This window comes from Williamsia sp. R60 (assembly GCF_054063855.1).
Genome location: NZ_JBSSGR010000003.1, coordinates 61739 through 85248 on the forward strand (window position 1 = coordinate 61739; position 23510 = coordinate 85248).

20 protein-coding genes are annotated in these 23510 nt (G+C 64.9%); 12 read left to right on the top strand and 8 right to left on the bottom strand.

Annotated features, from left to right (window positions below):
- The first annotated feature begins 12 nt into the window (after positions 1 to 12).
- On the top strand, positions 13 to 753 hold the full coding sequence (locus ACVWY6_RS13585) for an SDR family oxidoreductase (RefSeq protein WP_457538704.1): 741 nt from the start codon (positions 13 to 15) through the stop codon (positions 751 to 753).
- Between the two features lie 12 nt (positions 754 to 765).
- Here the strand turns inward: ACVWY6_RS13585 and ACVWY6_RS13590 are convergent, their stop codons facing one another.
- Complete coding sequence (locus tag ACVWY6_RS13590; RefSeq protein WP_457538706.1) at positions 766 to 1413, bottom strand: TetR family transcriptional regulator; 648 nt, start codon at positions 1411 to 1413, stop codon at positions 766 to 768.
- 258 nt (positions 1414 to 1671) lie between these two features.
- On the opposite strand from ACVWY6_RS13590, the gene ACVWY6_RS13595 reads away from it, so the two are divergent.
- From ACVWY6_RS13595 to ACVWY6_RS13610, 4 genes are read left to right on the top strand one after another with little or no spacing between them, the layout of a single operon-like run.
- A complete protein-coding gene (locus ACVWY6_RS13595; protein ID WP_457538708.1) occupies positions 1672 to 3240 on the top strand; it encodes a long-chain-fatty-acid--CoA ligase in 1569 nt (522 codons plus the stop codon).
- Positions 3241 to 3266: 26 nt separating this feature from the next.
- On the top strand, positions 3267 to 4283 hold the full coding sequence (locus ACVWY6_RS13600; protein WP_457538710.1) for a cyclase family protein: 1017 nt from the start codon (positions 3267 to 3269) through the stop codon (positions 4281 to 4283).
- Positions 4284 to 4317: 34 nt separating this feature from the next.
- Entirely contained in the window at positions 4318 to 5589 is a 1272-nt protein-coding gene (locus tag ACVWY6_RS13605; protein ID WP_457538712.1) for an acyl-CoA dehydrogenase family protein, read from the top strand.
- A 5-nt stretch (positions 5590 to 5594) separates the two neighbouring features.
- Positions 5595 to 6956, top strand: coding sequence for a phosphotransferase family protein (locus ACVWY6_RS13610; protein ID WP_457538714.1), 1362 nt, complete (start codon positions 5595 to 5597; stop codon positions 6954 to 6956).
- A gap of 73 nt (positions 6957 to 7029) precedes the next feature.
- Here ACVWY6_RS13610 and ACVWY6_RS13615 read toward each other — a convergent pair whose 3' ends face one another.
- The gene (locus ACVWY6_RS13615) at positions 7030 to 8016 is read right to left on the bottom strand and encodes an Lrp/AsnC family transcriptional regulator (RefSeq protein WP_033336260.1); all 987 of its coding nucleotides are present in this window, start codon (positions 8014 to 8016) and stop codon (positions 7030 to 7032) included.
- Between the two features lie 134 nt (positions 8017 to 8150).
- Between ACVWY6_RS13615 and ACVWY6_RS13620 the strand changes: the two genes are divergently transcribed.
- From ACVWY6_RS13620 to ACVWY6_RS13630, 3 genes are all read left to right on the top strand, one after another.
- Positions 8151 to 9251 (top strand): NAD/NADP-dependent octopine/nopaline dehydrogenase family protein, encoded by a 1101-nt coding sequence (locus tag ACVWY6_RS13620; RefSeq protein WP_030175088.1) that lies wholly within the window; start codon positions 8151 to 8153, stop codon positions 9249 to 9251.
- The gene (locus ACVWY6_RS13625; protein WP_457538716.1) at positions 9248 to 10237 is read left to right on the top strand and encodes a 3-hydroxybutyryl-CoA dehydrogenase; all 990 of its coding nucleotides are present in this window, start codon (positions 9248 to 9250) and stop codon (positions 10235 to 10237) included. The genes ACVWY6_RS13620 and ACVWY6_RS13625 overlap by 4 nt, the downstream gene beginning before the upstream one ends.
- 214 nt (positions 10238 to 10451) lie before the next feature.
- Entirely contained in the window at positions 10452 to 11813 is a 1362-nt protein-coding gene (locus ACVWY6_RS13630) for an MFS transporter (protein WP_457538718.1), read from the top strand.
- An 11-nt stretch (positions 11814 to 11824) separates the two neighbouring features.
- Here the strand turns inward: ACVWY6_RS13630 and ACVWY6_RS13635 are convergent, their stop codons facing one another.
- Positions 11825 to 13465: an NTF2-like N-terminal transpeptidase domain-containing protein gene (locus ACVWY6_RS13635; RefSeq protein WP_457538719.1), complete on the bottom strand. Its 1641-nt coding sequence runs from the start codon at positions 13463 to 13465 to the stop codon at positions 11825 to 11827.
- Between the two features lie 151 nt (positions 13466 to 13616).
- Between ACVWY6_RS13635 and ACVWY6_RS13640 the strand changes: the two genes are divergently transcribed.
- On the top strand, positions 13617 to 14369 hold the full coding sequence (locus tag ACVWY6_RS13640; RefSeq protein ID WP_457538721.1) for a pirin family protein: 753 nt from the start codon (positions 13617 to 13619) through the stop codon (positions 14367 to 14369).
- Positions 14370 to 14643: 274 nt separating this feature from the next.
- Here ACVWY6_RS13640 and ACVWY6_RS13645 read toward each other — a convergent pair whose 3' ends face one another.
- From ACVWY6_RS13645 to ACVWY6_RS13655, 3 genes are read right to left on the bottom strand one after another with little or no spacing between them, the layout of a single operon-like run.
- Complete coding sequence (locus ACVWY6_RS13645; RefSeq protein ID WP_457538723.1) at positions 14644 to 15438, bottom strand: ABC transporter ATP-binding protein; 795 nt, start codon at positions 15436 to 15438, stop codon at positions 14644 to 14646.
- On the bottom strand, positions 15422 to 16477 hold the full coding sequence (locus tag ACVWY6_RS13650; RefSeq protein WP_023962458.1) for a taurine ABC transporter substrate-binding protein: 1056 nt from the start codon (positions 16475 to 16477) through the stop codon (positions 15422 to 15424). The genes ACVWY6_RS13645 and ACVWY6_RS13650 overlap by 17 nt, the downstream gene beginning before the upstream one ends.
- Positions 16478 to 16535: 58 nt before the next feature.
- A complete protein-coding gene (locus tag ACVWY6_RS13655) occupies positions 16536 to 17411 on the bottom strand; it encodes an ABC transporter permease (protein ID WP_457538725.1) in 876 nt (291 codons plus the stop codon).
- Positions 17412 to 17954: 543 nt separating this feature from the next.
- Between ACVWY6_RS13655 and ACVWY6_RS13660 the strand changes: the two genes are divergently transcribed.
- Both ACVWY6_RS13660 and ACVWY6_RS13665 read left to right on the top strand, forming a co-directional pair.
- Positions 17955 to 18629: a PAS and ANTAR domain-containing protein gene (locus tag ACVWY6_RS13660; protein ID WP_457538727.1), complete on the top strand. Its 675-nt coding sequence runs from the start codon at positions 17955 to 17957 to the stop codon at positions 18627 to 18629.
- A gap of 31 nt (positions 18630 to 18660) precedes the next feature.
- Entirely contained in the window at positions 18661 to 20670 is a 2010-nt protein-coding gene (locus ACVWY6_RS13665; protein WP_457538729.1) for a M13 family metallopeptidase, read from the top strand.
- Positions 20671 to 20749: 79 nt separating this feature from the next.
- On the opposite strand, the gene ACVWY6_RS13670 is transcribed toward ACVWY6_RS13665, so the two are convergent.
- Positions 20750 to 21664, bottom strand: coding sequence for a L,D-transpeptidase (locus ACVWY6_RS13670; protein WP_457538731.1), 915 nt, complete (start codon positions 21662 to 21664; stop codon positions 20750 to 20752).
- A 240-nt stretch (positions 21665 to 21904) separates the two neighbouring features.
- On the opposite strand from ACVWY6_RS13670, the gene ACVWY6_RS13675 reads away from it, so the two are divergent.
- On the top strand, positions 21905 to 22612 hold the full coding sequence (locus ACVWY6_RS13675; RefSeq protein WP_457538732.1) for a GAF and ANTAR domain-containing protein: 708 nt from the start codon (positions 21905 to 21907) through the stop codon (positions 22610 to 22612).
- A 34-nt stretch (positions 22613 to 22646) separates the two neighbouring features.
- Here the strand turns inward: ACVWY6_RS13675 and ACVWY6_RS13680 are convergent, their stop codons facing one another.
- Entirely contained in the window at positions 22647 to 23498 is an 852-nt protein-coding gene (locus ACVWY6_RS13680; RefSeq protein ID WP_023962448.1) for an alpha/beta fold hydrolase, read from the bottom strand.
- Between the last annotated feature and the right edge of the window lie 12 nt (positions 23499 to 23510).

The window sequence follows — 23510 nt, forward strand, 5'->3', positions numbered from 1 at the left end:
AAGGGCTTGAGCATGACGACTTATCTGGTCACCGGAGCAACCGGCCGGATCGGTGTCCCCACCACCAACCGCCTGCGGCAAGCGGGGCACGACGTGAAAGCGCTCAGCCGGCGCGCGGGCGACGGCATGATCACCGGAGATCTCAGGACCGGCGTCGGCATCGCCGAGGCCATGGACGGAGTCGACACCGTCATCCACCTGGCCACCACCAACGGGGCCGGCGACATCGAAGTGGCGCAAAATCTCGTGAGTGCGGCGGCCGAGGCGCACGTCGAACACATCGTCCTGCTGTCGATCGTCGGCATCGACAAGATCCCCTTCGGCTTCTACCGTCAGCGACTCGAGATCGAGGCGATCGCCGCCGCCGGTCCGGTCCCACTGACAATCCAGCGGGCAACCCAGTTCCATCCTTTTGTCGAGCAGATGTTCCTCGCGCAGCGGTTCTCGCCGGTTCTGCTGTGTCCGTCGATCAGTTTTCAGCCCATCGCAACCGATGAGGTCGCAGCCCGGCTGGTGGACCTGGCGGCCGGCGATCCGATGGGACGCGTCGATGACATCGGCGGACCGGAGCAGCGGACGGCGCGCGAACTGCTGGCCGAGTGGAAACGCGTGACGGGTCGTCGCCGTCCCGACTTCCCGGTGCGGCTTCCGGGCAAGACCTTCGCGGCGTTCAGGGACGGCGAGAACTTGGTTCCCGGAACACCTTTCGGGCGCGAGACGTTCTCCCTGTACCTGACCGCCAAATACAGCTGACCCCGGCGGCCTTCAGTTGCGAGCGGGCGGTCGGTAGCCGACGGCGTCGCGGGCCACGGCCTGGTACCGCTCGATGATCTTTCCCTCGCTGGCGGGCCCTGACGGCCGAAACCACATCGCGACCGCCGTGCAGGCGGTGACGACAAAACGGGAAGCCTCGGTCGGGTTGGTGGTGAGGAAGACTTCGCGCCTCACACCATCTGCGACGACCCGGTCGAAGATACGTTGCTGCGCATCACGATTGGCGATCACCCGCTCGAGGGCAACGGCGTCGAGGCTGCGCAGTTCGGAGTTGCCGATGTAACTCTCCAGCGGATTCTCTGCGTGCACACCCACATGCGTGCGCACTATCGCGTCCAGCCGGTCGGCCGGATTGGCCGGGGCGTCGAGCAGGGCCTTCTCGGTGCTCTCCACCAGCGCCTCACCGCCGCGGACCAGAATGGTCACCAGCAGATCGTGTTTGGAACCGAAATGGTTGTAGATGCTGCCCGCACTGAGTCCGGCAAATCCTGCGATGTCCCGGACCGACGTCCCGTGGTAGCCGCGTGCAGCGATCATCTGCACCGCAGCACTGAGGATCGCTCGCGCCGTGGGGTCATCCCCCGGCCGGACAGCCGCCGAGGTGAACTGCGCGGCAGCTCCTGTCGCACGCTCGGTCATCAGGCCCCCTTCACGAGTGGACTCTCCTGCACCGACCCGTGCCCGGCATCGGTGTGATTCGGCCGTCGGTGAACGATCATTCAGTACCCAGTTGGCGGCGGCGACAACCCAGCGAGTCCAACACTACCAACCATCACGTGCGAAAAGGCAGTCCGAGCAAGGTCTCGAAGCCAGTCCAACAAACCGCTGCGCGACTGTCATGGGATCGGCTACGGTGCCGCTGAACGCTTGTTCACCAGCTGGACGTCGAGGAGCAGCATGAGCACTTTCGAGACCACGACGGTGGCGGCGGCCCCCGGACGGCGTATGTCCCACGGAGATCAGCTCGCTCGCAACGCAAGGAAGGTTCCCGACCGCGTAGCCTTCGAGTACAACGGCCACTCTCTGAGCTACCGCGAACTCGATGCCCGCACCAACCGGCTGGCCCGGGGAATGCAGACCCTCGGAGTCGAACGTGGCGACCGGGTCGCCGTGCTGATGCTCAACCGGCTCGAGCTGATCGAGACCTATTTCGCCGTACTGAAACTCGGTGCGATCGTCGTGCCGGTCAATTTCAGGCTGTCGGTGGCCGAGATCGTCTATGTTCTCGACGATTCGGACGCCACGGTGTTGTTCGCCGACCATCTGCTGGCGCCCAGGGCCGCGCAGGCAACGGGATCGCGCACCCTTGTCGTCAGCGGCGGTGACCACGAGGATGTCGAGCAGGCAATCGATTACGACACCCTCCTGGAGACCGACGACGACTCGCTCGACATCGACGTCGACGAGAACGAGCCCGCTTTCATCATGTACACCTCGGGAACAACCGGAAAGCCCAAGGGCGCGGTACTCACCCACATGAACCTGCTGATGAACACCATCAACGTCTGCCTCGAGCAAGGGGTGAGCGGTGACGGCGAAGTCGGGTTGTCCGGCTTACCGCTGTTCCACATCGGCGGCTTGTCGGGGATGCTCGCCTACGTCTTCGTCGGTGGCACATCGATTCTCATCGACGTCCTGAACTTCGACCCCGTCAAGGCGCTCGAGACCATGTCGGAGCGAGGGGTGGTCGCCGGGTACTTCGTCCCCACACAGTGGAAGGCCATCTGCGAGGCCGCACTGGCCAGGAAGCTCGACTACTCGCTCGAACGCATCGCCTGGGGCGCCTCGGCCGCTCCTCCGTCGGTGTTGAAGGCCATGTCCGACGCCTTCGGCGACGTGCCGGTCTTCAACGTCTTCGGCCAGACCGAGATGAGTTCTGCCACTTGCATCCTGCGCGGAGAGGATGCCCTCCGGAAGAACGGCTCGGTGGGTAAGCCCCTGATGAATGTCGAAGTACGTCTGGTGGACCCCGACATGAACGACGTGCCGGTCGGCGAGGTCGGTGAGATCGTGTACCGCGGGCCCACCGTCATGAAGGAATACTGGCGTAACCCAGATGCCACCGCAGATGCCATGCGGGGCGGCTGGTTTCATTCCGGCGACCTGTGCGTGATGGATGACGAGGGTTACATCAAGGTGGTCGACCGGACCAAGGACATGGTCAACTCCGGCGGGGAGAACATCTACTGCGCCGAGGTCGAGGACGCCATCGACTCGCACAGCAAGGTCTCCGAGGTCGCCGTGGTGGCCAAACCGCACCCCCGATGGGTGGAGACCCCTGTGGCAGTCATCGTCCCCTCGGACCCCGCAGACCCGCCCACCCTGGAAGAGATCTCCGAGCACTGCAAGTCGCTGATCGCGTCGTACAAGAAGCCGACGGAGATCCTGGTGGTCGATGCCCTGCCCCGCAACGCCGTGGGCAAGGTGCAGAAGTTCAAACTGCGCGATCAGCTGGCGCAACCCTAGACATCTCACGACCCGACAGGAGAACCATGGGACGCACACAAGACGGCGGCAACTGGTCACTGGCCTGGACCCCGCCGGACTACACCGTCGACGAGAAGGGCAAGCGCGTTGGTTACGTCAACACCTCACAGCCCAACAACTGGGGCCGCTGGGGCGAGGACGATCAGCGCGGAACCGCCAACTTCATCACCCCGGACATGGTCAAAGCCGCTGCGGCGCTGATTCGTACGGGACAGACGGTCAGTTGCGCAATCCCACTGGACGCTTCCGGCCCGGTCCACCCGAGTCGGCCCGGGGTGGTGCACCTGTTCGGCTACACCGGCGCCGACTTCACGGTCGGCTCACAGCTCCAACTGATCGCGCCCCGCATCCAGGGCGCCGACGACTACATCTTCATGCCACTGCAGGGCAGCACCCAGTGGGACAGCCTGGCGCACATCTGTTCTGACGATGTCATGTACAACGGCTACTGGATCGGGAACACCGAGTCCGGCGGCGGTGCGGGCCGGAACTCCATCCACCAGCTGAAGACCTCTCTCGCCGGCCGCGGTGTCCTGCTCGACCTCGCCCGGTGGCAGGGCGTCGACCGGCTCGAACCCGGGGTCGCGATCACCCCCGGCGACCTCGACGCCTGTGCCGCCGAGCAAGGGGTCACGGTGGGCACCGGCGACATCTTGCTGCTACGCACCGGGCATGTTCCCTGGTTCTATTCGCTTGCAGACAAATCCGAGTTCTGGACGGCCGGATCGCCCGGGCTCGGACGCGACTGCGTGGAGTGGATACACCGTAAAGAGATCGCCGCCGTGGCACTGGACAACATCGCCACCGAGGTCGAGCCCGCCGAGGACCCGAGCGACCGACTGTATCCGCTGCACATCCGGTTGATCCGCGACCTCGGACTCACCTTGGGTGAGGTGTGGTGGCTCGACGACCTCGCCGAGGTATGTGCAGCCGAGGGCCGCTACGAGTTCTTCTTGTCCGCCCCGCCGCTGAACGTCACCAATGCCGTCGGCTCGCCGTTGAACCCCATCGCGATCCTGTAACCGCCCACACTCACCGATCAGCAAGGACAATTCAGTGGATTTCGACCTGCCCGAATCGATCACGCAGACACTCAGGGAGATTGACGAGTTCATCGAGGCGGAGATCAAGCCTCTGCAAGAGGCCGACGACAACATGCGGTTCTTCGACCATCGGCGCGAGTACGCACGCACAGATTTCGAGGGCGGTGGGGTGCCCCGCCGGGAGTGGGAAGAGCTCCTCGGCCAGATGCGTCGGCTCGCCGATGACGCCGGCTGGCTGCGGTATGCGCTGCCCGCCGAGGTCGGTGGTCGTGACGGCTCGAACTTCGACATGGCCGTCATCCGGGAACATCTGGCACACAAGGGTTTGGGTCTGCACAACGACCTGCAGAACGAGTCGTCCATCGTCGGGAACTTCCCGTTCGCCCACATGTTGATGCAGTTCGGCACCCCTGAGCAGCGTGAGGAGTTCCTCGAACCCATGATCCGCGGGGAAGCCCGCATCGGCTTCGGTCTCACCGAACCCGACCACGGGAGTGACGCCACGTGGATGGAGACCACCGCCCGGCGCGATGGTGACGACTGGGTCATCAACGGCGGCAAACGATTCAACTCCGGCATGCACAACGCCACTCACGATGTGGTGTTCGCGCGCACCTCGGGCAAAGACGGCGATGCCCGCGGCATCACGGCATTCTTCGTTCCCACCGACCTGCCCGGTTTCTCCGTCGATTTCCAATGGTGGACGTTCAACATGCCCACGGACCACGCCGAGGTCACCATCAGTGATGTGCGGGTGCCGAATTCGGCGATCTTCGGCGCCGAAGGCGAAGGCCTTGCGGTCGCGCAGACGTTTGTCCACGAAAATCGGATCCGGCAGGCCGCCTCCGGAGTCGGTGCGGCTCAGTACTGCATCGACCGCAGCGTGGAATACGCGCGCAAGCGGATCACGTTCGGCGCTCCACTGTCGAGCAGGCAGGCCATCCAGTTCCCACTCGTCGAATTGCACACCGAGGCCGAGATGGTTCGCGGCCTCGTCCGCAAGACGGCGTGGGAGCTGGACCGATTGCCGCACATGCAGATCAGCGACAAGGTGTCGATGTGTAATTACCGGGCCAACAGGCTGGTCTGCGACGCCGCCGATCGCGCCATCCAGGTGCACGGGGGGATGGGTTACACCCGCCACATGCCGTTCGAACACATCTATCGACACCACCGTCGGTACCGGATCACCGAAGGCTCCGAAGAGGTTCAGATCCGCAAGGTGGCCGGCTACCTGTTCGGATTCGCCGGACCCGGCAAGATCAAGACCGACAATCAGGCGTGAATTCGATGGAACCCGGCACCGACGACATCGGTCTACGCCTCACCGAACGACTGACAACTGTTCTTGGCCAACCGGTTCGGATCGCGCAGCTGCGGCGACTGACGGCCGGGGCGAACAGTGAGACGTGGTCGTTCGAGGCACACCACGGCGCGCATGTGCAGCGAATGGTGCTGCGTCGTCAACCCGGTGGTGGCCACGGCCCGATGGGTATGACGAGGGAGGCCGAGGCCATCGCGGCCGCGCACGCTGCCGGCGTCCCGGTACCTCGGGTGGTGGACTACGCCGATGACGGTGAAGCACTGGGCGCACCGTACCTGATCGCCGACCACATCGACGGTGAGACCATTCCACGGAAGATCCTGCGCGACAACCGCTATGCCGACGCCCGCACCTCGATGGCATCGGAGCTCGGTCGGACGCTGGCCCGGATCCATTCCATCCCGCTCGGCTCGGTGCCGGCCTTGCGCAGTGCCCCGACTGCGGATCTCGACCATCTGCGCACGATCTACCTCGACCTGGACACACCGTCGGCCGTCACCGAGATCGCGTTGGCGTGGCTGGCCACTCACCAACCCGAACCGGTCGGGGAAGCCGTGGTGCACGGCGACTTCCGCAACGGAAACCTGATCATCGACGAAGGAGGGCTGGCCGCCGTCCTGGACTGGGAGCTCACCCACATCGGCGATCCCAGGGAAGACCTGGGCTGGCTTCTGGTCAAGTGCTGGCGATTCGGTACCGAACCCGAGGTCGGTGGCTTCGGTTCGATCGACGAGCTGCTGGACGGTTATGCCGAGATCAGCGGGTCGCGGCCCGACAAGGACGCGGTTTGCTGGTGGCAGATCTACCGCACGGCATGGTGGGGTATCGGTTGCGCCCAGATGGCGCAGCGACACCTGTCGGGCGAGGTCCGGTCGGTGGAACTCGCTGCCATCGGCCGGCGGGTCTGCGAGCAGGAGCACGACCTGTTGCTCGCCCTCGGTCACCCGGCCGACCCCGCTCCGACCGAGTTGACCGAACTGCCGTGGACCGAGTTACACGGCAGACCGACCACCCCGGAACTCGTCGGTGCGGTCACCGAGTTCCTCCGCGCGTCCGTGATGACCGCCTCCGACCCGGCTCTCGCATTCCAGGCCCGCGTCGCCGCCAATGTGCTCGACATCGTCGAGCGTGAATTGACATACGGGGGCGTCCAGCAGCAACGCCGGCGCAGTCGCCTCTCTGACCTCGGCTTCGACACCGAGGCCGAGTTGGCCCTGGCGATCCGCTCCGGGTCGATCGGCGCCGACGACCCGGCCGTCGTCGCCGCCACACGCGCCGCTGTGACTGATCGTCTGATGGTGGCCAACCCGCGATATCTGAACATGTAGGACCGGCGCGAGCGCGTTCGGCGCTCTCGCTCGCCGTGCGGTCTGCGGTGTGCGGTGTGCGGTGGTGGCAGGGTCACAACACCACTGGTACGGACCCGATCCGGCGCCCGTCACGGTCGAGCACGGAGCCGAGTCTCTTGGAGGTCTCGAGCGTGACAGACCGGTCCACCACTGTCAGCCCCGGCACCCGTCGCTCCAGTTCGTGTTCGAACTGCGACAGCTCACTGATGTGGTGCAGCCACACGGTCATGATCACGTTTGCGGTCCCGGTCACCTCGCAGCAGACGCGTACCTGAGGAAAGGCGTCGAGCGACTCGACCAGAGTGTCGAGGGCGCGTGAGTTCCCGCGGGCCCAGACGTTGGCGGTCACCGGCCACGCGCTGTAGGCATGCGCCACCTCGCAGCGGATCGACAGGATTCTCTCGGCCATCAGCCGGGTCAACCGCCTCCGGACGGTCGGGGCACTGAGTCCGGTGAGGTTGGCGAGGTCGACGGCGGATCGGCGGCCGTCGGTGGCCAGGGCAGCCATCAGTTCCAGGTCCGCCTCGTCCGGCTCGTGTGTCATCGGCACGGGCGCAGGTCGGTACTGGGCCAGCGCCGCCTCTTGGGTGTCCGACAGCGCGTGCACCCGCCAACGCTCGCTCTCCCCGTGCACACGCATGACCACGCGGGTACGGGTCCGGGCCGAACCATCGGTATCTGCCAGCCGCTGAACCCAGTCGCCGAGGAAACCGAGGTCGGGCACCATCACCGTCAACAGCAGGTCGCTGTCGCCGGCAGTGCGTTGGATGGTCGCCACGTGACGATCCCGGATCAGTTCGTCGAGTAGACCTTTCGGGCGCGCCGCGGTGTGTACTTCCACAAATGCGCTGCAGCACTTGTCGAGGTACGCACCCCCCGGGTACGTCACTATCCATGCGAGCCCGTTCTCCACCAGGCGGTCCCACCGCCGCGAGGCGGTTGCCGCACTGATTCCGAGTACGTCCCCGACGGCTCCCCACGGCGCGCGCGGCGCCACCTGCAGCGCATGCACGATCTGATCATCGATGTCGTCGGTCACAGCACAATCGTGCAACATGACAGCGAAATTTTTCAGTCGACGCCGGAGCCGAGACGCCGACGGGTCGCGATTGTAGTTTTCTCGCATCGCAATTGGAGCCGCGCGAGCGGCACGATGAGAGACGAGGAACGGGTATGAAGGTTTGTGTCATCGGTGGTGGCCACGGCGCCTATGCCGCGGCTGCGGAGCTGACCGAGAACGATCACCATGTGACGTGGTGGCGCCGGGAGCAGAGTGCTTTCGACGCCCTCACGTCGGTGGGTCACCTCGACATCAAAGACCATCGCGGGGCACGTCGGATTACGGTCGACGGTGGCGGCATATCGGTGACTTCCGATCTCCGTGATGCGGTCGCCGCGGCCGATGTGATCGTCATCCCGATACCCGCTTTCGCACATGATGATCTCGCCACCGCCCTAGCCCCACATCTGCAGGACGGGCAGGTCGTGTACCTGCCGCCAGGTAGCTTCGGCTCGTTCATCTTTGCTCGCGCACTGCATGATTCGGGAAATCCGGCCGACGTTGCCTTCGCGGAGACCGGCACGCTCCCCTACCTCGCCCGCAAGTACGGCGAGTCCAGGGTGGTCGTGAGCGGGTATGCCACCCGTCTACCCACCGGGGTGTTCCCGGCACGCCACACCGACCGGGCACTTGCCACCTTGACCGAGGTCTACCCTTCGGTGGAACGAGTCGAGGACGCACTCAGCGGAGCGCTCATGAATGCCGGGCCGATCATCCATCCACCGCTGATCCTCATGAATGCCGGCCCATTGGAACATTTCCCGGCCTGGGACATCCACAACGAGGGCACTCAGGATTCGATCCGCAGGGTCACATCGGCACTGGATGCAGAGCGCATCGCGGTACGACGCGCCCTGGGTTACTCGGCCCCACATTTCCCTCTCGCGGACCACTATTCGGCCGACGGCGACGAGTGGATGTACGGAAATGCGGCACACGAAAAGCTCACGGACAGTGGGGATTGGCGCGAGAAGATCGATTTGCACACGCATCGCTACATGACCGAAGACGTGGAGATCGGGCTGGCCCTGCTGTCGTCGGTCGGCCACTGGGCATCGGTGCCCACACCGGTCGCCGACGGCCTACTCGCCCTCGCGGGTGCGATCACCGGACGCGCCACCGGCACCGGTGGCCGCACGCTCGAGGCGCTCGGCCTGTCCGACCTCGATCGCGACTCGATGTCGGACTTCCTGCGGAACGGATTCTCTCGGTGACCATTTCGAATGTCGCGATAGTGGGCGCCGGGCGCATGGGCCAGGGAATCGCGGCGGCGCTCGCGTTCGGACACGTCGCGGTGTCCGTCGTGGACCTCCGTGACCGCGGCGACGGCACAGGGTCGTACCTGCAGGCGGTGGAGGCGTCGATCCGCTCCATGCTGGAGCGAAAGGTCATCCTCGGGCTCTTGCACCCCACAGACCTGGAAGAAGTAATCGATCGGGTCACGGTCGTGTCGGCTCCGGACGCCCTGACCTCGATGTCTTCTGCCCAGCTGGTGTTCGAGGCCGTCCCGGAGATCATGGAGGTCAAACGCGTTGCGCTGTCGTGGATCGAGAACACCGTCGAAGACGATGTACCGATCGCCTCCACGACGTCTAGCTTCCTAGTGACCGACCTCTACGAGTTCGTCTCCCACCCAGAGCGATTCCTGAACGCACACTGGCTCAATCCCGCCGACCTCATCCCCCTGGTGGAGATCAGCGCCGGCGTCCACACGAGCGAGCTGGCGGTCGAGGCCACACGGGAACTGATGATCGCCATCGGCAAGACCCCGGTGACCTGCTCACCTTCTCCTGGCTACATCGTGCCGCGCCTGCAGGCGTTGGTGATGAACGAGGCAGCCAGGATGGTGGCCGAAGGTGTTGCCAGTGCCGAAGACATCGACCGTGCGGTGCGAATCGGTTTCGGTGCCCGCTTCTCGGTTCTGGGGCTCCTCGAGTTCATCGACTGGGGTGGGTGCGACATCTTGTACCACGCGTCGAACTACTTGAGAGGTGAACTGGGCGAACGATTCTCGCCTGCCGAGCTCGTCGAGTCGAACATGGTATCCGGTCGTCGAGGCATCTCCGACGGGCAGGGATTCTATACTTTTGACCCGCTCACCGTCGACGAGTACCAGGCCCGCCGGACCGCCGAGTTCGCCCGCATCCTCGACGCCTTGGGTGAACTCCCGCGCTACGGGGATCTCGTTCCCGCGACTTAGCCGAGCACACAGCAACTCTCAGGACAGCGTCTGCCCGGCGTTGCGCTCGACGCTGCCCTGATGGCCCGAGGTCGCAGCCAAGGTGGCTGCGCAGTAAGGCTTTTCCCTATTCGCAGCGCGCCGAGATGCGCGCATCATCGATCCATCCGCCAGACCCGGGCCCTGGCATGTTCGCCAGACCCGGCACTTTTCATCTGTCACGAGGAGCATAGACATGGTGGCCACAAATCATCCAGTCGCACGAGCCGGCGAAGACCGCCGCGAAGGAGCCACTCGCATCGGGGTGGCCTCCGGCGCCGGAACCATCCTGGAGTTCTACGACTTCGCCATCTACGGCACCGCCACCGCACTGGTGTTCAACAAGGTGTACTTCAACGTCGACGACCCGTGGTTCGGCACGTTCCTCGGCTTCGCCACGTTCGCGGTCGGGTTCATCATGGCCCCGATCGGCGCGGTGATCTTCGGGTACTACGGTGACAGATTCGGCCGACGAACCGCGCTGACCACTGCCTTCCTCCTGATGGGAGGGGCGACTCTGGTGATGGGCATCCTGCCCGACAGCAACGCCATCGGTGTGGCGGCACCCATCATCCTGATATTCCTGCGCATGGTGCACGGCATCTCACGAGGCGGCGAGATCGGCGGGGCCACCTTGCTCGCCGCCGAACACGCACCCCGCGAGCGCCGAGGACTCTATGGCGCTTTTGTCACGTTGGGCTCGCCGGTCGGCGGAATCCTGGCCAACCTGTCGTTCGCGCTCGTACTGCTGCTCCCCATGGAAGATGTGATCGCGTGGGGCTGGCGGATCCCGTTCCTGGCCGGCGGTCTGGTGCTCGCGATCGGGATCTGGACCCGGGTGAAGATCAGTGAGACACCCGATTTCGTGGCGACCACCGCCGAAGAAGACGTCGACGCCCCCAAGGCGCTCGCGGTCGTCAAGGAAAACTGGAAGCGGGTGGGACTCGCGGCGGGTATGAACATCGGCCAGAACTGCTACGCGTTTCTGCTGTTCACGTTCATGCTCTCGTTCTTGACCGAGTCATCGCCCGGCCGTGGCTTCGTCCGCTCCGAGGTTGTCCTCGGAATCACCGTGGCCCTTGCATGCCACGCCGCAACCGTCGTACTGGGCAGCTATTTGTCCGACCGGATCGGACGCAAACCCGTGATCGGGTTCGGCATGGTCACCGCACTGTTGTTTGCACCGTATCTCTTCTGGGTCACCGAGAACGGGTCGTTCACCGCCTGCATCACGGTCATCTCGATCGGGTTCGCGCTGACCGGATTCGTCTACGGACCAATCCTCACCACGTTTGCCGAGCTCTTCCCGGTCAGCCAGCGCTACAGCGGGATCGGCATCGGCTTCCAGGTCGGGGCGGTGCTGGGCGGCGGTTTCGCACCGATGATCGCCAACCGACTGGTCAGCGCAACGGGCAGCGTAATCCCCGTCGGCTTCTACGCCGCAGCCCTGATGGCGGTGAGTCTGGTGTGCCTGCTGTCGATCAAGGAGAGTGCTCCGGTGATCAAGGACCGCCGCGAGGCACGCCGCCATGCCGACGCCCTGGCCAGGACCCACTGAGCCATCCGGAACTACTGCGGATGTACCCGAGGTGTCAGGAAACGTTGCGCCACAGCAAGTGCCGCAGTACCCGACCGTTCGCCCTCGCAGTAGACGACAAAGACCTTGCTGCCCGAGATGCCGACAAACCAGCCCGGACCCTGCGGGCCGTTGGTGCCCACGAGCGCTCGCATTCCGGACGCATTCGTCAGGTCGCTGGCATCACCCGTGGTGGCGGTGTCGCGCATGGCCTTGCCGACCGTGCCGAGCACCGCAGGATCCACGGTCCCGAGCTCTCCCCCGGAGACCCGGCCCGGTTGTCCCACGATGATGGACGGGGCGATCGAACTGCCGCGAGCTATCGCCACCCCGAGCGTCGCCATGTTCAGCGCGGACACGGTGAGGTCCTCGGAGCGGAAGGTCACCGGCTTTGCGTCGATGCCCTGCCCTCCGCCCTCGGGGCGGACACCGGGGATGGTGAAGTCCACGTCGAGGCCGAGTTGGGCCAGCAACGCGGCCGCCTTCGAATCATCGGATCCGGCAACCTCGTTGATGACCTTGGCGGCCGGGCCCAACGTTGTGCCTGCCGGGTACTGCCTGCCGATGGTGATGCCGTGTTCGGTGGCCAGGTCGTTGCGGGTGGACGCGCGGATCGCCCCGGTCTTGGCGTCGAGCACCAGGATGCTCGCCGGTTGTGCAACCTCGACGACGGCGTCGAGGGCGTCCAACTGGGTGATCGGGTCGATGGTGGTGGGCACGTTCGGCCCGGCCGGCCCCTGCTCACCGGCGAGCTCCAGCGGCTTCTGGCCGGGCGCCAGCATCTGGACCGCCCACCCGGATGTCGCGTCGCGGATGGCCTGCCAGTAGTCGTGGACGCCGTCGAGTACCGGCGAATCCAGTCGCCGGTCGATCAGGACCAGCTGCGGCACCTTCCGGATCGAGACTCCGGGCACCGACTTCGGGTCGCCGGCCAGCGCCACCATGTCCGACTCGCGCACGGAGACGACGGTGACCGGCTGATTACCCGAATCGCGGAGCTGCTGGGTCATCACGGCGGGGGTGACCAGTGGCGCGAGCGGGGCGATGATTCCGGCAAGTGCCGTGGTCGCTGCCCCCAGATCACGGGTGGCGCCGGGATCGAGAACGATCTCGTTGATCGTCTGCAGGTTGAGCATCGGCTTGCCGGAGCGGTCGAGCACCACCGGCGAGGGCCGTGCGTCGGTGCGGATGTTCCGGAGGCTTCCCCCGGCGGGCATGTCGTCGGCGAGTAGTTCGGGTTGCCAGTTCACCCTCCAGCCGAGGGACAGCTTGCGAGCCGAGCCGGCCGTCTTCGTGGTGAATTCGCGCTCGTTGCCGAGTTGCCAGGTGGTCTCGAGGTCGAATGTCGCGGTGCCGTCGGTGTACTCCTGGGCGTGCCCCACCTTCACGTCGACTTTCTGTGCCGACATCCCCGTGAGGGTGGCCTGCAGCGCGGTGCCGGCCGGCCCCGGCGCCGATGTGAACCCGGCCGCAGCCGCCGAATCCTGGTCTTCCATCGCGGCGGCGAACTGGTTCAGCATCGCTGCGGCGCCGGTGTCGAGTTCCTTGCCGAAGGCGCCACAAGACGTGGCGGCAAGCGCGCAGACGAGCGCAAGAACTGCAATGGCCGCGGAACGGCCGGGGGAACGACGCATAGTCACAATTTTCACTCCTGTAACAGGGTGAATGGCACCAATGTAGTTTCCGACTTGCTTACGAGACCGTCACAATCGAGTAACTACCCTTAAATCAGCTGCTTTTCGGCCCTATTCGTCCACTTTGCGACCACGACCGAGCAGGCGGAAGATGGATGGGGTGAGTCTCCATCAACTGGTCCGCGCTGACGACCGACCCACCACCCGCATCGACTGGCTCGATTCGCGGCACAGCTTCTCGTTCGGCGACAACTACGACCCGGCCAACACACATCACGGTGTGCTGTTGGTGAACAACGACGACCGCGTCGCCCAGCAGCAGGGCTTCGACACCCATCCTCATCGGGACATGGAAATCGTGACGTGGGTGCTGTCGGGGTCGCTGGTGCATCAGGACTCGATGGGCCATTCCGGCGTCATCTATCCGGGGCTCGCCCAGCGGATGAGTGCGGGCACCGGTATCCGGCATTCCGAACGCAACGACACCTGGCAGCTACACCAGGGAACTGGCACCGACCCCGTGCACTTCGTGCAGATGTGGGTGCTTCCCGACGAAGCCGGCATCGAGCCCGGCTACGACCAACTCGACATCGGCGATCAGTTGCAGTCGGGCGGGCTCGTCACCGTGGCGTCGGGTATGCCGAAGTACGACTCGGCGATCCGGATCGCGAACCGCTCGGCAGCCTTGCACGTGGCCCGGCTCTCGGCCGGCCAATCGATCACCTTGCCGGAGCTGCCGTGGGGCCACGTCTTCGTGGCATCGGGGTCTGTGGATCTCGAATCCACCGGCCGGGCGCACTCCGGCGACGCAGTCCGGATCACCGATGGGGGCGGCGAGAGACTCACCGCCACCACCGACGCCGAAGTCCTGATCTGGGAGATGCATAAAGCACTGGGTCAGTAGCTGCACGACCGCGCTGCCCGCGAGAGGCGAGTCAACCAGCAAAGGCCTCCCCACCTACTCCCGCACGGTTTTGTGCCTCACGCCCATGTTTGAACACGGGCGTGAGGCACAAAGCCGTGCGCCAGCAAGACAACGGCCCGAAACTTCACCGCCTCACCCCGCCCGGCAGACGGCCCGCGTGCTCTGGACAGAGGAGCGAGGGAGCGCAGCGACCGAGTCGACGAAGGAAGAGCACGCGACACAGGCCGTCTGCCCGCGAGCGAAGCGAGCCAAACTACACAGCAGCAGCCGCCTTCACCGCATGACTGACCTCCGACCGCAATGCGTTGTACTCGGATGAACTCCGGAGTGCTTCGGCATCGACGTCGCCTCGCGGTAGATCGACCTCTATGTCGAGTGCTATCCGGCCGGGACGCCTGGTCAGCACCACGATCCGGGATCCGAGAAACACGGCTTCCTCGGCACTGTGGGTGACGAACACCGAGGTTCGGCCGGTGTCGGTGCTCACCGCACGCACGTCTTCTTGCAACCGCTCCCGCGTGAGAGCGTCGAGCGCGGCAAACGGCTCGTCGAGCAGGAACAGCGGGTTCTCGGCGGCCAGTGCGCGGGCGATGGCCACGCGCTGTTGCTGTCCGCCCGAGATCTCCCAGATCCGCCGATCGGCGGTGCCCTCCAGACCGACCCGTTCCAGTAGTTGGTCCCGTCGGCCCGGCCGGTCCGATGTGGCGACACCGGCGTATCTCAGCGCCAGGTCGATGTTGCCGCCGACGGTTCGCCAGGGAAAGAGGCGCGGTTGCTGGAACACGACGCCCGCCGAGTCGCCCGGGGTGGGTGGGCGGCCGAGCACGTCGACGCGGCCTTCGGTGGGCCTCTCGAATCCCGCGATCAGCCGCAGAAGGGTGCTCTTGCCACACCCCGAGGCCCCGACCAGGACGAGGAATTCCCCGGCCGGTACATCGAGGGAGACCGGACCGACCGCGGTGACGGTGTCCGAACCCTTGCCGTAGCGGTGCGAGACGTTGTCCAGCCGGATCGCACCCGACGTCGAGGCGTCACTGTGCGAAGGCACCGGGCAAACCTTCGACGTAGATCGCCTGCTGCAGTTGCTCGAGGGTGGGCGCCTTGTCGATCTGCTTCTGCTCCACCAGGAACTCTGCGGCACTGAGCAGGTTGTTGGCGAGGTTGCCGACGGCCCCCGGCGTGCCGAGCCACTGCGGCGACGCGATCGATTCCGGGGTCAGGTACACACCCTGCTTCAACTGACCGAGTGCCTCATCTGCGCTGATCCCCAGCTCGGGTGCGATGAACCCGGCCGCTGCGGCGGGATCGGACTTGATGAGCTCGAGAGCGCGGGCCTGCACCTTGCGCCATGCATTGACCGCTTCCGGGTCGCTCTCGATCAGCTTGTTCGACACCACGCCGAGATCCAGTGTGGGATTGCCTGATTCACCGATGGCCCGGCTGGTGACCAGATCTTTGCCGGTCTTGCGCAGCTCGTCGAGCGTCGGCAGCCAGGTGTAGGCGGCGTCGATGTCGCCGCGTTCCCATGCCGCCAGGATCGCTTGGGGCTGCAGGTCGACGATCTTGACGTCGCTCGCTTTGAGACCGGCCTGCTCGAGGGCGACCAGCAGACTGTAGTGAGCTGTGGACGCGAGCGCGGTTCCGATGGTCTTGCCACGCAGATCGGCGACGCTGTTGATGTTCGTGCCGTTCCGGGCGACGAGCGCCTCGTTGTCACCGGCGACATCCAGGACGAACGCAACCTTGTAGCCGATGGGTGAGGCGCCGGACAGTCCGCGGGCCACCGGGCTCGACCCGATTGCGCCGATGTCAATCGAGTTGCCGATGAACGCCTGGTTGATGGTGGCTCCGGATTCGAACTTCGTCCACTTGATGGTGTGGTCGGGCAGCGCTTGCTCGAGCCACTTCTGGTTCTTGACGATGAGGTCGCCGCTGGGGAAGGCCTGATATCCGATGGTGATGGTCTTGCCGCTGTCGCTGTCGTCGGAGCAGGCGGCGAGGCCGAGCGTCAGGGTCAGAGCCGCGAGCGCGGCGACCACGGTTGTCCATCGTCGACGCAGGCGTCCGGGCAGGGCTGTATCACTCATGTTCGTTCGGGTTCTTTCTCTCTGTGGGACTTGCTGTATGGAGTTCAGGCGGAGTGGGTCAGGCGCGACCACGCCAGGGCACGGTCTTGCGCTCGATGAGTTGCAGCAAGCCGTCGATGATGAGCCCCGAGGTTCCGATGGCGACGATGCCCACCAGTACCACCGGAGTGTTGTTGTAATTGGCGGCATCTCGCACCATCCCGCCGATTCCCGGCAGACCGTTGACCAACTCGGCCGCGACCAATGACGAGTAGGCGACGCCGACCGCGAGGCGGATGCCGGTGAAGGTCTCCGGCAATGCCGACGGCACCACCACATCTTTGATGACGTCGAACTTGCTGCCGCCCAGCGCCTTTGCCGCTTCTGTCAGGCTTTGCGGTGCTGCCAGCACCGCAGATGTGGTGGCGACGGCCACGGGAGGGAACGCAGCGATGGCCAGCAAGGTGATCTTGGGTTCTTCGTTGATGCCCAGCCAGATGATGAGCAGGGAGAAGTAGGCCAGCGGCGGCAGGGTGCGCAGGAACGTGATCCACGGTTCGAAGACCGCGCGGACCTTGCCGAACGTGCCCATCAGCAAGCCGAAGGCGATCCCGACGACGATGCCGATCACGGTGCCGTATGCGATTCGTTCGAGGCTGATCAGGAGGTGCTCGTACAGGTATTTGCCGGCGTAGCCCCGCACCCCGTCGTTGGTCGTCGAGGTCTGAACGAAGGCGTCCCATACCGCACTCGGGGCCGGAACGAGGGTCTCGCTCCATATCTTCAGGCTCACCACGAGCTGCCACAGCGCGATGAAGATGATCAGCGACAGAACCGGCAAGCCGATGCGCGACAACACCTTCGAGCTGCGCCGCCCACGGGGCGACGATGCCGGAGTGATGGCCCGGTCGCCGTCCTGATCGGTCGGTTCGGAGATGGCTGGCACTACTGACACTGCAAAACCCCTGGTGACATGGAGGCTCGTATCGAGCGGGAGACGATCGATCCCCGAGGCCGGTCGGGGGCCGCGCCGGAAGGATCGATCAAGAGGGACGGGAGAACGCGCTCAGGCGTCGGCCGACAAGCCGCAACCGCGCTCGAACATGGCTATCGACAACAGCTCTGGGCGCCGACGCGGCACAGATCCACCGCAAGCCGTCGCACCAGGGTCGTCGTGAACACTGCGTCACAGTAGCCCCGCCGACATCGGGCAGGACGAGATACAGTTCGCCCGCTCGCAACTCTTTACGCCCTGGCGGGCATGTAGTAGGCACGACATCGGCCGACGATGGCTCTCACTGGTCCACATCCGGCATCACAGGCGGTGAGCGGGGGTGCGTCCGCCATTGCGACTCGTCCGCGGGGCGTGTGGCGATGGATCGCACCTTCATGCTAAAAAATCTTTAGCTCCAGATAGTGGGCCTCATCTAGCCGCCAACCTGCACCACAGCGCGACGGTTCTACAACTCTGTCCGCACGTTGGCCGAGGAGCTTCTACATGGAAAACAACCCCACCGATGGTCAGTCCATCGAACATGTCCTGGGTGGCACCCCACACACGGTGGGTAGTTTCCGCTTCTACGCCAGAGAACGGCGTTGGGAGTGGTCTGATGAGGTCGCCGCGATTCACGGGTACCGTCCCGGCGAGGTGAATCCCACCACGCAGTTCCTGCTCGACCACAAACATCCCGACGACCGCGAGCGGGTCGCCCAGGCCATCGACGGCCTGGTCCGGGACGGTCGGCCCTTCAGCAGCCGTCACCGCATCATCGACCGCGACGGCCGGGTTCGGCACGTGCTGGTCATCGGCGACCAGATGCTGGACGAGTCGGGCGCCGTGACCGGCACCGAGGGCTTCTACGTCGACCTCTCCGACGGCCACGACAGCGAGCTCAAAGAGACGATGGACGCGGCGGTCAAGAACTTCGCGACATCGCGGGCCGTGATCGAGCAGGCGAAGGGCATGTTGATGCTGGTCTACGGCATCCCGGCCGACCGGGCTTTCGACGTCCTGACCTGGCGATCACAGCAGACGAACACAAAACTGCGAACCCTGGCACAGAACATCGTCGCCGCTGCCTCGGGCGCGGTGACCATCGACGACACGGCTCGCCAGAGCTTCGACCACCTGTTGCTCAATGCCCATCAGGATGCCGAACCGGCCGTCGGCTGACGAAAACTGGCTCTAGTGCCAGGATGGTCTGGTGACTTCTTCCACCGATACCCCTTCCATCACCGCCGACGCGTCGGACCCCAGGTCCGGGATCGACCTCAGCTGGGTCGATGAATCGGTGCGTCCGCAGGACGACCTGTTCGAGCACGTCAACGGGGCATGGTTGCGCGAGCACATCATCCCCGACGATCGTCCCGTCGACGGCGCGTTCCATGTGCTCCGCGACCGCGCCGAAGAGAACGTCCGCGACCTGATCACCGAATGCGCGGAGAACGACCCGGCCCCGGGGAGCGACGCCCAGAAGATCGGCGACCTCTTCGCCAGTTTCATGGACGAGTCCCGCATCAACGAAGTGGGCATCTCGCCGATTCGCGGCGACCTCGACGATCTGGCCGCTGCTGCGGACCGCACCGAGCTGGCCCGCCTCGTCGGTGCACAGCAACGCCGTGGCATCGGCGGGCTGTTCGGGTATTACGTCGACACCGACGCCAAGCAGTCCGACCGATACTTGATCCACATCACGCAGTCGGGGATCGGTCTGCCCGACGAGTCCTATTACCGCGAGGACAACCACGCCGAGACCGTGGCCGCCTACCGCGCACACGTGGAGAAGATGTTTGCACTCGCCGGCTTCGACGACGCGGCAGCGCGAGCGGCAACGGTTGTGGATCTGGAGACGGCCATCGCCGCGCAGCACTGGGACGTGGTTCGCCGCCGCGACGCCGACCTGTCCTACAACCTGCGCTCTTTTGCCGAATTGACCGACCAGGCAGCAGGCTTCGACGTCGAATCCTGGATCTCGGGGCTGCACACCGAACCTGCGACCACGTTCGGCGAAGTGGTGGTCGGGCAGCCGACTTTCGTCGAAGGTGTGGCGGCGTTGTGGGCCGACCGCGACCTCGACGAGTGGAAGACATGGGCGCAGTGGCGTCTGTTGCATTCGGCATCGCCGTACCTGTCCGACGAGTTCGTCGCCGAGAACTTCGCCTTCTACGGCAAGACCCTCACCGGTTCGGAGGTGATCCGCGACCGCTGGAAACGCGGGGTCGGGCTGGTGGAGCAGTGCCTGGGCTTCGCTGTCGGGAAACTGTATGTGGCCAAGCACTTCCCGCCCGAGGCCAAAGCCCGGATGGACGTCTTGATCGACAACCTCGTCAAGGCCTATCGCCGCAACATCAGCGACCTCGACTGGATGAGCCCGCAGACCCGCGAGAAGGCGCTGGTCAAGCTCGAGAAGTTCACCCCGAAGATCGGTTATCCGGCGACCTGGCGCGACTACTCATCGCTACGCATCGAACGGGACGACCTGTTCGGCAACATCGCTCGCGCAAGCGCTTACGAAGAAGACCGGGAGTTCGCGAAGATCGGCAGCCCGGTTGACCACGACGAGTGGTTCATGACCCCGCAGACGGTCAACGCCTACTACAACCCCGGCATGAACGAGATCGTCTTCCCCGCGGCCATCCTGCAACCGCCGTTCTTCGATCCCGAGGCCGACGATGCGGCGAACTACGGCGGCATCGGCGCGGTCATCGGTCACGAGATCGGGCACGGGTTCGACGATCAAGGTGCCAAGTACGACGGCGACGGCAACCTGGTCGACTGGTGGACCGACGACGATCGTGCCGAATTCGGTACCCGCACACGCAAACTCATCGACCAGTACGGCAACTTCACCCCCAAGGGCCTCGACGAGAAGTACAAGGTCAACGGCGAGTTCACCATCGGCGAGAACATCGGCGACCTCGGCGGGCTGTCGATCTCGTTGGTGGCGTACCAGATCGCGTTGGACGGCAAGCCTGCCCCGGTGATCGACGGACTGACCGGTCTGCAGCGGGTGTTCTACGGGTGGGCTCAGGTCTGGCGCACCAAAACCCGTGACGCCGAGGCCATCCGCCGGTTGTCGATCGACCCGCATTCACCGCCGGAGTTCCGCTGCAACGGGGTGATCAGCAACATCGACGCCTTCTACGAGGCCTTCGATGTCAGCCCCGACGACGCCCTGTATCTCGACGACGGGGACCGCGTCCGCATCTGGTGACCCCAGCACCCCGATTTTGGTGGGTTCCGGTGAGCACGACCTGCGGGTTCACTCGCCCGAACCCACCAAGATCGGGGGTCTACGGCGTGGTGAAGTCGGTGAGGCCGTCGGTGGGGTCGACGGTTCCGCCGATGGTGTTCTGCACGATGACGGGTGCGCCCTTGGGTGCGTTCTCGAAGAACCAGCGGCCGTCCTCGGTGCTCACGTTGAGGCAGCCGTGCGAGACGTTGGTGTTGCCTTGCTGTCCCACCGACCAGGGCGCAGCATGCACGAAGATGCCGCTGTTGGAGATACGCGTCGCGTACTCGACGTAGGTGCGGTAGCCGTCGGGCGAATCGACCGGCACCCCGTAGGTCGAGGAGTCCATGTACATGTCGGCGAATCGTTCCCCCACGGTGTAGACCCCGTTGGGGGTGGGGTTGTCGTTCGACCCCATCGACATCGGCATCGTGCGCACCACGTCACCGTCGACGGTCACGGTGATGGTGTGGGTGTTGTCGTCGGCAGTGGCCACCCATGACTCGCCGATCGTGAAATTCGATGTGGCACTACCGGCTTCGACAGTCACGTCGGTGCCGGCCGGCCAGAATCCCTCAGGCTTCCACCGAACCTCTTTGTGGCCCACCCAGTAGAGGTGGCCCTTTACTTCCGGACTGGTGGTGACGCGGATGGCCTTCTCGGCGGTCTTCTTGTCGTCGACGGCGTCTTGGAACCTGATCACCACGGGCTGCGCCACGCCGACGGTCTCACCGTCAGCTGGATCGAGCGACGGTGTGGAGAAGTTCGCCCGGCCGAGTGGGCGGTCGTCGCTCGGCGAGGTACTGGGGGTGGTGCTGGGGGCCGAGGGCGCGGAAACGCCCGGGACCTCGGGCCCACCGGGCCACAGGGGGTCGGCTCCGATGGGGGACGCAGAGATGCCCGCACACAGAGCAGCCCCCGCCACGACGACCGTCAGCCGGCCGAGGCCGCGACGGCTCGTTGCGTTGATCTGCATGTAATTCCTTCGGTTGATCCCCCGCACGCCAGAACGCCCAACATACTCGACAGGGTGTCCTTTGTTCAACGGCCACAACCGAATGCGAGAGTCGTCGTTCACATCACCATCTCGCCAAGTATTCCCACGTCGCAGCTATTTCCGGGGCAGTATGATCACGTCAGTCGAGACGCGGCAATTTGACATCGGAAAGTAAGCTTTCCCTGTCGTCGGGAAACGGCATTGCGAGGATGAGGTCACATGGAGTCACAGCAGATCTACCCACCGTCCACCGCCCTGTCGGCTCAGATGGCCGACGTGGCGCGGCTTTTGCGGTCGGAGAGTAAAGACACCGAGTCCATTTTGCATGCTATCTCAAAGTCGGCCGTTGAGTCGGTTCCCGGCGCGGAGTACGCCAGCGTCACGCTCGTGACGGGCAAAGGCCAGGTCCAAACACCCGTGATGATCGGTGACCTGGCAGGCAAGTCGGACGAGTTGCAGCAGGAACTCGGAGAAGGTCCCTGCATTCGCTCGGCCCTCAGCGAAGAAACCGTGCGCATCGACAACATGGCAACCGACTCCCGCTGGCCGGCGTTCGCCGCCGGCGCGAACGAGCTCGGCATCAAGTCGATGATCTGCTTCTGCCTCTACATCGAGAACGAGAACTTCGGCGCTCTCAATCTGCACAGTTCGACGCCGAATGCGTTCGACGACGAGTCGGTGTCGATCGGCTCGCTGTTCGCCGCGCACGCCGCGATCGCGTTCTCAGCCGTTCGCGAACGTGACCAGATCCGCGCCGCTCTCACCAACCGCGACATCATCGGTCAGGCCAAGGGCATGATCATGGAACGGTACGGACTCGACCCCGACGAGGCCTTCCGCCTGCTGGCACGACTGTCACAGGATGCCAACGTCAAGCTCGCGGAGATCGCCCTTCAGGTTGTCACCGCCGGACCCGACGCCCACTGACCCAACAGCGGCGACCGGTTGCCGGCGACTCGACTCACCGACCCAGGAAGTCGAGTACCGCTCCCTCGAAGGCCCTCTTCGCCTCGATCATCACCCAGTGGCCGCAGTTGGGGAAGATGTGCAGTTCGGCGTTCGGGATCAGCCGCATGGGCACCATCGACATGTCCGGCGGACTCACCCGATCGTCGCGACCCCAGGTGAGCAGGGTCGGGCACGACACCTTGTGCATCATCGACCAGTAAGGCGGCGTGTCCGATGCGGCCATGAACTGTTGCTGCATGGCGAAAGCCGCTGAGCCGTACATCATCTGCGCGGTCTCCTGTGCGTCCGGGTTGATCGCCGCTTCCCATCGCTCCTCGATGAGCTCTTCGGTGATGAGCGCGGGGTCGTAGACCATGGCGGTCAGCCACCGCACCAGCTTGTCCCGGTCGGGCCCGTCGGTGAACTCCTGCAACAACCGCAGTCCTTCGCTGGGGCTGGAGCTGAAGACGTTCGGGCCGACGCCGCCGATGGTCACGAGCTTGCTGACCCGCTCGGGCTTCTTGATCGCCAGGTTGACCCCGACCACACCACCCATGGAGTTGCCGATCACCGGCGCTGATTCGATACCGAGAGCATCCATGAACCGGATGACCGACGATCCGGCGGTGAGCACGGGGTGTCCTTTGACCGGGTCGCTGACCCCGAAGCCCGGGAACTCGAGCACGTAGCAGTGATGGGTCTCTGCAAAGACCCCGATGTTGCCGCGGTAGTTGCGCCAGCCGGTGACACCTGGTCCCGAACCGTGCAGCAGGATCAGCGGCGGACCCGACCCCGCTTCGTGGTACCGCAGTACCCCTTGGTCGGTCTGCAGTTCCCTTTTGCTCTCTTCATATGTCACGTCCACCGCTCTAGATTA